Source organism: Oribacterium sp. FC2011 (genome assembly GCF_000701645.1).
Taxonomy (GTDB): Bacteria; Bacillota; Clostridia; order Lachnospirales; family Lachnospiraceae; genus Oribacterium.
This window is the reverse complement of record NZ_JNJM01000009.1, coordinates 14,305-26,526: the sequence shown is the minus strand read 5'-3', so window position 1 is coordinate 26,526 and position 12,222 is coordinate 14,305. Positions and strand designations below refer to the sequence as shown.

General features: G+C 46.7%; 9 protein-coding genes. All 9 read left to right on the top strand.

Features of this window, described 5'->3' with window-relative positions:
- The first annotated feature begins 4 nt into the window (after positions 1–4).
- The gene (hydF, locus tag T357_RS0108605) at positions 5–1,330 is read left to right on the top strand and encodes a [FeFe] hydrogenase H-cluster maturation GTPase HydF (protein ID WP_031551058.1); all 1,326 of its coding nucleotides are present in this window, start codon (positions 5–7) and stop codon (positions 1,328–1,330) included.
- Positions 1,323–2,357: a [FeFe] hydrogenase H-cluster radical SAM maturase HydE gene (gene hydE, locus T357_RS0108600; RefSeq protein WP_031551055.1), complete on the top strand. Its 1,035-nt coding sequence runs from the start codon at positions 1,323–1,325 to the stop codon at positions 2,355–2,357. Before hydF ends, hydE begins: the two co-directional genes overlap by 8 nt.
- Positions 2,358–2,372: 15 nt before the next feature.
- Positions 2,373–3,821: a [FeFe] hydrogenase H-cluster radical SAM maturase HydG gene (hydG, locus tag T357_RS0108595; RefSeq protein ID WP_031551052.1), complete on the top strand. Its 1,449-nt coding sequence runs from the start codon at positions 2,373–2,375 to the stop codon at positions 3,819–3,821.
- Positions 3,822–4,551: 730 nt separating this feature from the next.
- Entirely contained in the window at positions 4,552–5,535 is a 984-nt protein-coding gene (locus T357_RS0108590) for an adenylylsulfate kinase (protein ID WP_242840085.1), read from the top strand.
- A 179-nt stretch (positions 5,536–5,714) separates the two neighbouring features.
- Complete coding sequence (locus tag T357_RS0108585) at positions 5,715–7,376, top strand: alpha-amylase family protein (RefSeq protein WP_031551044.1); 1,662 nt, start codon at positions 5,715–5,717, stop codon at positions 7,374–7,376.
- Positions 7,377–7,632: 256 nt separating this feature from the next.
- Positions 7,633–9,018 carry an ABC transporter substrate-binding protein gene (locus T357_RS0108580; protein WP_031551041.1) on the top strand — a complete coding sequence of 462 codons (1,386 nt, stop codon included), beginning with the start codon at positions 7,633–7,635 and terminating at the stop codon, positions 9,016–9,018.
- 233 nt (positions 9,019–9,251) lie between these two features.
- Positions 9,252–10,142 (top strand): carbohydrate ABC transporter permease, encoded by an 891-nt coding sequence (locus tag T357_RS0108575; protein ID WP_031551038.1) that lies wholly within the window; start codon positions 9,252–9,254, stop codon positions 10,140–10,142.
- The gene (locus tag T357_RS0108570) at positions 10,142–11,047 is read left to right on the top strand and encodes a carbohydrate ABC transporter permease (RefSeq protein ID WP_081828105.1); all 906 of its coding nucleotides are present in this window, start codon (positions 10,142–10,144) and stop codon (positions 11,045–11,047) included. Before T357_RS0108575 ends, T357_RS0108570 begins: the two co-directional genes overlap by 1 nt.
- Before the next feature lie 102 nt (positions 11,048–11,149).
- Positions 11,150–12,130 carry a LacI family DNA-binding transcriptional regulator gene (locus tag T357_RS0108565; RefSeq protein ID WP_031551032.1) on the top strand — a complete coding sequence of 327 codons (981 nt, stop codon included), beginning with the start codon at positions 11,150–11,152 and terminating at the stop codon, positions 12,128–12,130.
- Positions 12,131–12,222 lie beyond the last annotated feature (92 nt).

Below are 12,222 nucleotides of genomic sequence, written 5' to 3'. Positions count from 1 at the left end.
AAATATGAATTCGGTGGCATCCGCCAACAGGCTGCATATCGGCTTTTTTGGATGCAGGAATGCAGGAAAGTCCAGTCTCGTTAACCGTATCACCGGTCAGGATATGGCGGTGGTTTCCGAGGTCAAGGGAACCACTACCGATCCGGTAACTAAATCAATGGAGCTGTTGCCGCTGGGGCCGGTGGTAATCATTGACACTCCGGGTTTTGATGATGAAGGAATGCTGGGGGATCTGAGGGTAAAGAGAACAAGGCAGGTCATAAACCGGACTGATATTGCGGTGCTTGTTGTGGATGCAGAGACCGGCATGAGGTCGGAGGACATGCTGCTTCTTGAAATGTTCAAAAAGCACGAGATACCGTATCTGGTGGTTTGGAACAAAGCTGATATTTCAGATGCTTTTTTTGCAGCTGATTGTCAGGAATCCCATGAGATCGATGCGATACAAATTAAAGATGTCGATTCAGGGGAGAGGAGGTCTTTGGATTCAGAAGAAATAAATTCCGAAAAAAGAGAAGCAAGGACTTGCTTCATCGAAAAGGACAGAGTAAAGCCTTCGGAAGAGGACATCATATATGTCAGTGCCAAAACAGGAGCCGGAATCGAGGAACTGAAGGAAAGAATCGGAGCTCTCCTGAAGGACAATGAAGACTCAAAATCACTTCTTGATGGGATCATCGGTCCGGGCGAACTTGCAGTGCTGGTCATCCCCATTGACAAAGCGGCACCCAAGGGCAGGCTTATAATGCCTCAACAGATGGCCATCCGAAGCGCACTTGACAAAGGCGCCACTGTTGTTGTGACGAGAGATTCTGAACTGAAGGAAACTCTCTCGGGACTTGGCAGAAAACCGGATGTAGTCATTACCGACAGTCAGGTGTTTTCCTATGTGAGTAGTGTGGTTCCGGAGGAGGTAGCATTAACTTCATTTTCCATTTTGATGGCAAAGTACAAGGGAACTTTGGAGAGCTCCGTAAAGGCGGTTAAGGCTTTGGATCACCTTAAGGATGGGGATCGGATTTTGATGGCGGAGGGCTGCACACACCATAGGCAGTGCGGGGACATCGGAACGGTGAAGATCCCCAACTGGCTGCGAAAATACAGCGGGAAAAGCATTAGCATAGAGACCTGTTCGGGGAAGGATTTTCCGGAGGATCTCAGTGGATTTTCGGCAGTTATTCACTGCGGAGGCTGCATGAATACCGAAAGGGAAATGCGCTACCGCATGAGGTGTGCCGAAGATCAGCATGTGCCCTTCACGAATTACGGGATCGTGATCGCGAAGATGACCGGGATTCTGGAAAGGAGCATCAAAGTATTTAATGGATAATTATATTAATGAACTTGCGTGTAAGCTCTTGGAAACCCGTAAGCTCACGGCAGAGGAATATGCATATCTCATAGAACACAGAGACTCTGAGACTACAGAGTTCTTGCGAGAACATGCGGTATGTATCAGAAAAGAAACCTATGGCAATGAAGTCCTGATCCGGGGGCTCATCGAGGTCAGTAACATTTGCAAAAATGACTGTTTGTATTGTGGCATCCGAAAGAGTAATTGGCGTGCGGAAAGGTACAGACTGAGTGAAAAGGAGATTCTATCTGCGGCGGAAACAGGCTACGGACTTGGATTCAAAACCTTCGTACTTCAGGGCGGGGAGGACGCCTGGTACACGGATGAAAGGCTGGAAAACATTATAAGGCAGATTAAGAAAAAGTATCCCGACTGCGCGGTGACACTGTCTCTTGGTGAGAGAGGCAGGGAAAGCTTTCAGCGTCTGCGTGCTGCGGGAGCGGACAGGTATCTTCTCAGGCACGAGACTGCGGATCGGGAGCATTATCGGAAGCTGCACCCACCGGAGATGAGCTTTGAGCACCGGATGGAGTGCCTTCGTGAACTGAAGGAGCTTGGTTTCCAGACCGGTGCCGGTTTCATGGTAGGTTCGCCCTTTCAGACTACGGAAAACCTCGCCATGGATCTCAAGTTCCTGGAGGAGTTTCAGCCGGAAATGTGCGGCATCGGACCCTTCATTCCCCATCATGACACCCCGTTTTCCGAGTACAGCGCCGGGTCTGTGGAACTCACCTGCTTCCTATTGTCCGTCATAAGGATCATTTGTCCGAAGGTGCTTCTGCCCGCCACAACGGCTCTCGGAACCATGGACCCGGAAGGCCGTGAAAAAGGTATCCTTTCCGGTGCCAATGTTGTCATGCCGAATCTGTCACCTGCAAATGTCCGGAGCAAATACCTGCTGTATGATGGGAAGCTTGCCGCAGGTGCGGAGGCCGCGGAGAACCTGGCGGACCTGAAACAGAGGATCGAAAAAATTGGATATATAGTAGTTGAGAAGAAATAAAAAGGAGAAACAATTATGGCTGTTTACAACCCAAAATCACTTAAAGCAGAGGAATTCATCAACGACGAGGAGATCCTCGCAACCCTGGAGTACGCGGAGGCTCACAAGAATGATGCCGAACTTATAGACCAAATACTTGAGAAGGCAAGACCGGTGAAGAACGGTAACGGATGCACCTGCGCGGGTCTCACTCATCGCGAAGCATCTGTACTTCTTGCTACCGAGCTTCCGGACAAGATTGAGAAAATGTATGAGATCGCAGAGGAGATAAAGCTTGCATTCTACGGAAACAGAATCGTGCTTTTCGCACCGCTTTACCTTTCCAACTATTGTGTCAACGGTTGCCTTTACTGCCCGTATCATTTAAAGAACAAGCACATAGGAAGAAAGAAGCTCACCCAGGAAGAGGTTCGGGCTGAGGTAATCGCTCTTCAGGATATGGGTCACAAGCGTCTCGCCATTGAGGCAGGTGAGGATCCCGTGAACAATCCGATTGAATACATCCTGGACTGCATTAACACTATATACAGTGTACATCATAAAAACGGAGACATTCGCCGTGTTAATGTCAACATCGCTGCAACAACGGTTGAGAACTACAGAAAGCTCAAGGAGGCAGGTATCGGAACCTATATTCTGTTCCAGGAGACTTACCATAAGAAGAGCTATGAGACACTTCATCCCACAGGCCCCAAGCATGATTATGCTTATCATACAGAGGCAATGGACCGTGCCATGGAGGGCGGCATTGATGATGTTGGTCTCGGAGTGCTTTTCGGCCTTGAGATGTATAAATATGAGTTTGCGGGACTTATCATGCACGCTGAGCATCTGGAGGCGGTTCATGGGGTAGGACCGCATACTATCAGCGTGCCACGCGTGAAGAAGGCCGACGACATTGACCCTGACATGTTTGACAATGGAATCAGCGATGAAATCTTTACAAAGATTGCAGCCTGCATCCGTCTGGCGGTGCCTTATACAGGCATGATCATTTCCACAAGAGAGACTGCGTCGGTTCGTGAAAAGCTTCTGAGAGTGGGCATTTCCCAGGTATCAGGGGGCTCCAGAACTTCGGTTGGCGGATACACCGAGGAGGAGCGTCCTCATGACACAGAGCAGTTCGATGTTTCGGATCAGAGAACCCTGGATGAAGTTGTGAGCTGGCTTATGGATTCCGGACACATTCCGTCCTTCTGCACAGCCTGCTACCGTGCCGGCAGAACCGGAGACCGTTTCATGGCGCTTTGCAAGAACGGACAGATCCTTAACTGCTGTCATCCCAATGCCCTTATGACACTTGCAGAGTACCTCGAGGATTATGCAAGCCCCGAGACAAAGGAAAAGGGTTACAGGATGATCGAGGAAGAGCTTAAGAAGATCCCGGCCGAAAAGGTGAGAACCATCGCTGAGGAGAATATAAAGGAGATCAGGAATTCCAACAGGAGAGATTTCAGGTTCTGATAAATTCCTAAAACCAAAGACCCCACCGGAGCTTTTACGCTTCGATGGGGTCTTCTCAATGTCTATTCTTATTTTTGTATGTCAAGAGTTCTTTGAAGGGGGGAATCGGAACTCTTACTAAGTATATTTGAAACGGTCATGCTTGAAAGGAACGATATTTTACAAACCGCTCTCTTCATACACATTTTCGACCGTTGTTTCTGAAGGGGGCTCCGGAGTTGTATTACATCTCCGGAGTATGAGTATGAAAAGCTTTTTTTGTGTTACATCTCTTGTAACTTGTGTATATAATAGCGGAGCTTTGTGACTGAAATATGTCTCACACCTAAAAGAAGTCTAAAAAGTATAAACAAATTATAAAGTCAAAGCATCCTGTATCAATCGACTCAACTTTCAGAAATTCTCATTCCGAATAGAAAAATCGACTCAACTTTCAGAAATTCTCATTCCGAATAGAAAAATCGACTCAACTTTCAGAAATTCTCATTCCAAATAGAAAAATTGACTCAACTTTCAAAAATTCCCCTTTCCGCAGCATATCATCCAAAAATTCCAAACCTAAAAAAGCTTATTAAATATTAGTAAAGTCTCTTTACAGATGTTTGAGAATTTGTTAACGTAGATATGTCAACCGCTTAACATATTTAACATATGTTAACGATAATAGTGCAAATAGTTTTTTTTATCACTATTTGTACCGCCGGATGAAAGCGGCGGAATGGAGATCAATATGAATAAGAATTACAATAAAATCAATACACCAACAACAGATTTCGAAGAGAAGCTTATGAGCGTTCTTCCCTGGGAGACTAAGGAAGTTCCTTCAGATATTCCTCACGGGGATATGCCCGGAGACAAGATCGAGATCGACGAGTCACACATAGCTAAGGCAAATGTTATTTTCCCGGCTCTTGCCGAGAAGCTTGCAAAGAAGATAAAGGAGAACCCTTACCAGCGTGCAGTTATCAGTGTCTGCGGCGGCTCCGGAGTAGGAAAGTCAGAGATCGCCTCCGTACTTGGGTGGTTCTTTGAGCAGTCAGGCATCGGTGCCTACATCCTTTCAGGCGATAACTATCCTCACCGCATCCCTATGTACAATGACGCTGAGCGTCTCCACATTTTCCGCGAGAGTGCAGTAAGAGGCATGATCGATGCCGGCGATTATACAGACGATCGTTTCAAAGAAGTTCGCCAGTGGCAGCAGGAGGATACAGACGCAGACAAGTCCCATCTTGATGGAAATGCATGGTTCGAGTCTTATCTTGCGGCAGGCCGTAAGGGTCTTGCAGGCTATCTCGGAACACCAAACGAGACAGATTTCGTCGAGGTTAGCACCATCATCAGTGCCTTCAAGGACGGTGCCGAGACTCTCTGGCTCAAGCGCATGGGTAGAGATGCAGCCAGCCTCTGGTACGATGAGGTTAATGTTAAGGACAAGCAGATCCTCATTATCGAGTGGACTCACGGCAACAGTGATTTCCTTCAGGGCGTAGATATCCCGGTACTCCTCAACAGCACACCGGCAGAGACATTGGCCCACAGAAGATCAAGAAACCGTGACGGAAAGACTGACAGCGCATTCACAACAATGGTTCTCGAGATCGAGCAGAGAAAACTTCATGACCAGGCACACAAGGCCGGCATCATCTGCGCAAAAAACGGTAGCCTTATAAGCTTTGACGAATACACAGAGCTGATGAAAGACCAGTTTTGATTTTTAAACCGGATTTTGGGCGTTCAAAAACTGTTTACGATAGCCCGGATAGTACACAGAGCTGATGAAAGATCAGTTCTGAGACATACCGCCGGGGACGAGCCACCGTCACCGGTGGAAAACCAGGCGCCGATTGCGATACCAATCAGCCTTAGTTCTTTTAAGAGGAGTTTATATAAATGGAGAAACATTATACCGATAACGGCCCTATGCTCAATGCTTACCCCGACAGCATGGGCGGCAGACTCAGCGATGTAGTTAGCTTCCTGGAGAAGCCGGAGATGGAAGACAGCTTCCAGTCCTTCTACATCCTTCCGAGCATCTTCAACACAGATCTGGACCGTGGATTTTCTGTAATAGATTACGATATCAACCGCGAGATGGGCAGCGAGCAGGATCTTGAGAGACTTCGCGCCCTGGGCATTAACCTGAAGCTGGACTTCATCCTTAATCACGCTTCAGTCCTTTCACCTCAGTTCCAGGATCTCATCAAAAACGGCGAGAACTCAAAGTACGCTGACTTCTTCATCAACTGGAACAAGTTCTGGGAGGGCAAGGGTCAGATGACAGAGGAGGGCTATATCCAGCCTGACGAGGAGTACATCAAGGACATGTTCTTCCGGAAGCCGGGCCTTCCCATCCTTATGGTCCGTATGCCCGATGGTAAGGACGTGCCTTACTGGAACACCTTCTATCAGGAGGTTATCTACAAGCGCCCGGATGCCATGGATTTAATGGGTGCCATGGACATCCAGTACCTTGCGGCAGAGCGCATCTGCGAGAAGGTTAATGCTGAGCTCGGTGCAGGAAAGAAGCCCGCTGAGATTGACTTCACCGGTTTTGAAGAGTATCGCGACAAGGTTATCGATTACCTTGAGTCGAACCGCAAGTACTTAGGACAGATGGATCTCAATGTTAAGTCCGATCTTGTGTGGGAGCATTATGACAATACTCTCAAGGCCCTTTCAGGCTACGGCGCTTCCATCGTTCGTCTCGATGCCTTCGCTTATGCTCCTAAGGAGCCGGGTAAGAAGAACTTCATGAATGAGCCCGACACCTGGGATCTCCTTTCAAAGGTTCGCGAGCTTGCCGACAAGTATCACGTAACACTTCTTCCCGAGATTCATGCAAGCTACGGCGAGAAGGTTTACAAGAAGGTTGCCGACATGGGCTACATGACCTACGACTTCTTCCTTCCGGGTCTCCTTATCGACGCCATGGAGAAGAAGAGCGGTAAGGATCTCGCACGCTGGGCACAGGAGATCTTTAATGACAAGATCCGCACAGTCAACATGCTTGGCTGCCATGACGGAATCCCTCTTCTTGACCTTAAGGGACTTCTTCCCGAGGAGGAGATCCAGAACCTTATCGATACCATCGTGGGAAGAGGCGGTCTCGTAAAGGATCTTCACGGCAAGAAGAACATGTATTATCAGGTTAATGCTACCTACTACAGCGCTCTCGGCGAAGACGATAAGAAGATGCTCCTTGCACGTGCTATCCAGATGTTTATGCCCGGAAAGCCTCAGGTATGGTATCTTGATCTCTTTGCCGGTAAGAATGACCACGAGGCAGTTAAGCGCGCCGGCGCCGCAGGACACAAGGAGATCAACCGTACAAACCTTTCTCCGGAAGAGATGGAGAAGAGACTTGCATCGGATGTTGTTTCAAAGCAGATCGAGCTCCTCAGATTCCGTAATACATGCTCTGCCTTCTCATTTGATGCAGAGTTTAATGTTGAGACCGATGGCACAAAGATGACCATGACCTGGAACAACCAGGGACATACAGCAAGCCTTAAAGTGGATTTCGCAGATTACAGCTACGAGATTATAAAATAAGGGTTTATTTTTATTAAAAGTGCATAAAGCATATTGACATTAAAAATGCCGTTATCCTTAAAAACAGGGGATAGCGGCATTTTATACAAAAAAACTCACAAAAAACGATGCCAAATGTTGCACAATATGTACAAAGTTATGTTGTCCGATTGACAGAATTTGTGAATAGCGTTATATTCTAGATACATCAAGTGTCAAGCGGTTGACAGAGCATGACATTAAATAGGTTATTTTTTTAGAACAAGAGGAGAATATCATGAAAAAAAGCATTAACAAGATGGCTGCATTACTCATGACAGCAGCTATGGTAAGTTCACTTGCAGCATGCGGAGGCAGCTCAACACCTGAGACAAACGCACCTGCTGATACAAAGGCAGCAGAGGCTACAACAGCTGCAGCAGCCGATGGAGAGACAAAGGCAGCAGCTGATACATCAGATCTTGCAGGACAGTCGATCACCATCCTTAACTCAAAGGGTGAGATCCAGACAGCTCTTGAGGAGCTTGCAGGAACATTTACAGAGGAGACAGGCATCAACCTTGAGGTTCTTGCATGCGGAGCAGGTGAGGTTCCTTATACTAAGGTTACTTCCATGTACAGCTCAGGAACAGCACCAACCATGGCTATCCTTGATACAACAGACGTTATCGCACTTGGCGCTGAGTACGGACTTGACCTTACAGATCAGGACTGGAACCAGTATTGCGACAGCATGACAACAAAGATCGACGGTAAGGTTTACAGCTTCCCGTTCTGTGTTGAGGGTCGTGGAATCATTTACTCAAAGAAGTCAATCGAGGATGCTCTCGGTAAGGAATTTGATCCTGCATCCATCAACTCACTTGATTCCTTCAAGGCAATCTGTGAGGAGTTAAGAGCAGCAGGCATGGAGAATCCTGTAGTTCTTTCAAAGGAAGACTGGTCACTCGGTGCTCACCAGCTCGGATATATCTATGATACAAACGACGGAACAACAGCAGGCGCTGACAAGATCATGGCAGCTCTTAAGGATGGTTCTCAGAAGGTTGAGGATTATGAGCGTTTCAACCAGTTCATGGATACAATGGATGTGATCCTTGAGTACAACTACAACAAGGAAGATCCGCTTGGCGCTAACTATGATGAGGATCCTATGCACCTTGTAGAGGGTGAGGCAGCTTTCTGGCCAAACGGTAACTGGGCTTGGCCAAACATCGAGACAGCAGGTGCAACAACAGATGATGCATATGGCTTTATCCCATTCGTTCTCGGAAATGATACAGCTGATTTTGCAAACACATCAATGCAGGCTTCACCTACAAAGCAGCTTATGGTTGATGCAAAGCAGTCAACACCTGAGCAGCAGGCAGCAGCTCTTGAGTTCATCAACTGGCTTGTAAACTCTGAGTCAGGACAGCACGGTCTTGTTGAGAAGCTTGCTCTTATCCCTGCTTGCTCAAACAACACAGTTGCTCCTCTTGATCCACTTAGCCGTGACATCGTTGCCAAGATGGCTGAAGGTCACACATATTCATCAAGCTTCGTAGCTCCTTCAGACCACTGGTCAGTAGTTGGTGCTATCATGCAGAAGTATGTAGCAGGTGAGACAGACCGTGCAGGCGCAGCATCTGAGATCGATGCTTACTGGCAGGCACAGGCTTAATTAAAAGATTAAGCAAAACCCATTTGAACACGGTTCTTCGGTCCGGGTCAAGGGTCGTATAGTATAAGTATAGTTCGTATACATTTAAACATAATTCAGGACATTATCTTCTTGCCGGAATCTTGAAAACAAGACGGGATGTCAAGTATCCGCAGGAGCTATGGTTCTTATGGGTAGACATCCCGGGATTAAAGAGGATATGTCCTGATTTTTTTGCAGAAAGGCAGATCAATATGAATTCTCTGGGCCGTACAACCGGTGATAAAATCAAAAGTTTTCTTATGTTCGCATTGCCAGGCACTTTCGTTTTCGTTTGTGTAGTTATCATTCCGTTCCTTTACGGATTTTATCTCACATTCACAGACTGGAACGGAGTTGCAGCAGTAAAGAACCTTGTGGGATTTGATAACTATAAAGCACTCATGGCAGATAAGAATTTCTGGAATTCCATGGCACTTACCCTTAAGTATGTGGTTTTTTCGGTTCTTCTTGTTAATGCTTTCGGATTTGTTTTTGCATACTTCCTTTCGGGAAGAATCAAAACCGGTCAGAATGTTTTCCGTGCCGGTTTCTTCACACCTAACCTTATCGGTGGTGTCGTTCTCGGATTTATCTGGCAGTTCGTTTTTTCACAGCTTCTTGTAAAGTTTGGTAAGAATCTCGGTATCGCCATCTTCTCAAAGTCATGGTTGTCCGATCCTACAAAGGCTTTCTGGGCACTGGTCATCGTTACTGTGTGGCAGCTCAGCGGTTATATGATGCTTATCTACATCGCCGGTTTCACAGGACTTTCTGAGGATGTACTTGAGGCTGCTTCCATTGACGGAGCTTACGGATGGGCAAAGATGCGCCACATCGTTCTGCCTCTCATGGTACCTTCCTTCGTTATCTGTATATTCCTTACTCTTTCAAGAGCATTCATGGTTTACGACATTAACCTTACATTGACGGGCGGTGAGCCTTACGGCAGTACCAAGCTTGTTGCAATGCACGTTTATGAGAAGGCGTTTACCGCAAGACAGTATGGTATCGGCCAGGCAGAGGCTGTATTCCTGTTCTTCGTGGTTGCACTGATCTCGGGACTTCAGGTTTATTTAGGTAAGAAGCAGGAGGTAGAAGCATAATGGGCAATCAGAATAATGTTACTTCCGAGAATATTTCATCTCAGCCTAAGGCTGCTGACAGAGTGGGCGGTATCAATAAGCTTATAAAGGATATACTTATTTATATCCTGCTTACTATCGGCGCACTGTTTTATCTTGTGCCTTTCTTCATGGTCATCATCAACTCCTTCAAGCAGAAGAAGGATATCATCAAGGCACCTATGGACATTATCGGTGCCAGCGGAATGAGCGTTGATAACTACGGAAAAGCATTTAAACAGATGGAGTTCATGAAGGCCTTCGGAAACTCACTTTTCATCACAGGCCTTTCAACCATTGCGGTTATTATCTTATCCTCCATGGTGGCTTACTACATTGTCCGTGCTAACACAAACCTTGCGAAGGTGATATTTGCACTGATGATCTCTTCAATGATCATCCCGTTCCAGTCAATCATGATACCTCTGGTATCAATTTATGGAGCAAACCTTAGTCTCACTAACCATCGTTTATCACTTGTTTTCATGCACACCGGATTTGCAATGAGTATGTCGGTGTTCATGTACGCAGGATTCCTGAAGAGTGGTGTTCCCAAGTCTCTGGAGGAGGCAGCATATATCGATGGCTGTACCAAGATGCAGACCTTCAGAATGATAGTATTCCCGCTTCTTAAGCCCACAACTGCAACACTTGTTATCCTTAATGCGATGCAGTTCTGGAATGACTATCTGCTCCCGAGCCTGGTTCTCGTAAAGAAGCCTCTTTATACACTTCCGCTTTCAACCTACAGCTTCTACGGAACCTACAGCTCAGATTACGGCCTCATCATGGCGGCACTTGTACTTACACTTCTTCCTATCCTTATCCTGTACTTCTTCTTACAGAAGCAGATCATTGCAGGTATGGTTGCCGGTGCGGTTAAGTAACACAGATATATTGCTGGGAAAAATATAAAATTTTAGTATAATAAGAGCCGGGCGATGTATCTGCCCGGCTTTTTTTAAATCAATTTTACAAAGGAAAATGACATGGCAACTACATTAAAGGACGTGGCTAAAGAAGCCGGACTGGCAGTTGAGACTGTTTCGAGAGTTCTCAACAACAGGGGCTATATAAGCGAGAAGACAAGAAAAAAAGTATATGACTCCATGGAGAAGCTGGGCTACAGACCGAACATGGTTGCCCGGACCCTTTCCAAAGGAAGATCCGACGCCATTGCGGTTATCGTGCCCAATATGATGCATCCGTACTTTTCACAGATGCTTGGAGAGATAGAACGTTTTGCTGCCGAAAGGCAGTTTCAGGTATATGTCAGCAGCTCTTCAGGAGATGCTCAGAAAGAGAAGAGCGTCCTTGAGCTTTGCGAGAACAGCCTGGTTGCGGGAGTTCTCATATTCAGTAATCAGGTAAAGCCGGAGACTCTGAAAAAATTCGATCTTCCCATCATCACCATAGAGCGTTTTATCGAAGGCGGTACAGGCTGCGTTCTTTGCGATAACTATAAGGGAGGTCAGCTTGCGGCCGAGGAGCTGATCAACAAAGGCTGCAGAAACCTGGTCATGCTGGGAAGTGTCAGACTTCGTAAGATGCCTGCGGATATCCGTGAGGACGGCTTTATGGATGTCTGCCGCAAAAAAGGTGTTAATGCCAGAGTCCTCAACAGTAATTTTGAAGAATTCAAGGAAATGGAATACCATGAGAGTATCCTGAAGACTCTTACCGAGTTCCCTGAAACTGACGGTATTTTCTGCAGTTCCGATCTTATCGCGGCTCAGGCACTGCAGGTGGCAGCCAAGCTTGGACGGAGGGTTCCGGAGGATCTGAAGATCATAGGTTTCGATGATACAGCGATCTCCAGACTGACAACTCCTCAGATAACTACCATCCATCAGCCTATGAGTGAGATGGCGAAGCTTGCTTTTGACATGATCATCGATACCATTGAGCATAGAGAGGTCCAGGAGCGTAATGTTCTTGACGTAAAGTTGGTGGTACGAGGCACCACCTAAGGACGGGCCGGAGGGCATCCAAATGGATGCCCTCCGGCCTCTATGAAAAAAAACTTTAAAAATAAATGGATATATCTTATACTATTGTAGAT

Bases quoted from the DNA above. Each gene is read 5' to 3' on its own strand.
- hydE (WP_031551055.1), top strand. From the start codon at position 1,323: ATGGATAATTATATTAATGAACTTGCGTGTAAGCTCTTGGAAACCCGT.
- T357_RS0108575 (WP_031551038.1), top strand. From the start codon at position 9,252: ATGAATTCTCTGGGCCGTACAACCGGTGATAAAATCAAAAGTTTTCTT.
- hydF (WP_031551058.1), top strand. From the start codon at position 5: ATGAATTCGGTGGCATCCGCCAACAGGCTGCATATCGGCTTTTTTGGA.
- T357_RS0108590 (WP_242840085.1), top strand. From the start codon at position 4,552: ATGAATAAGAATTACAATAAAATCAATACACCAACAACAGATTTCGAA.
- T357_RS0108570 (WP_081828105.1), top strand. From the start codon at position 10,142: ATGGGCAATCAGAATAATGTTACTTCCGAGAATATTTCATCTCAGCCT.
- T357_RS0108580 (WP_031551041.1), top strand. From the start codon at position 7,633: ATGAAAAAAAGCATTAACAAGATGGCTGCATTACTCATGACAGCAGCT.
- T357_RS0108585 (WP_031551044.1), top strand. From the start codon at position 5,715: ATGGAGAAACATTATACCGATAACGGCCCTATGCTCAATGCTTACCCC.
- hydG (WP_031551052.1), top strand. From the start codon at position 2,373: ATGGCTGTTTACAACCCAAAATCACTTAAAGCAGAGGAATTCATCAAC.
- T357_RS0108565 (WP_031551032.1), top strand. From the start codon at position 11,150: ATGGCAACTACATTAAAGGACGTGGCTAAAGAAGCCGGACTGGCAGTT.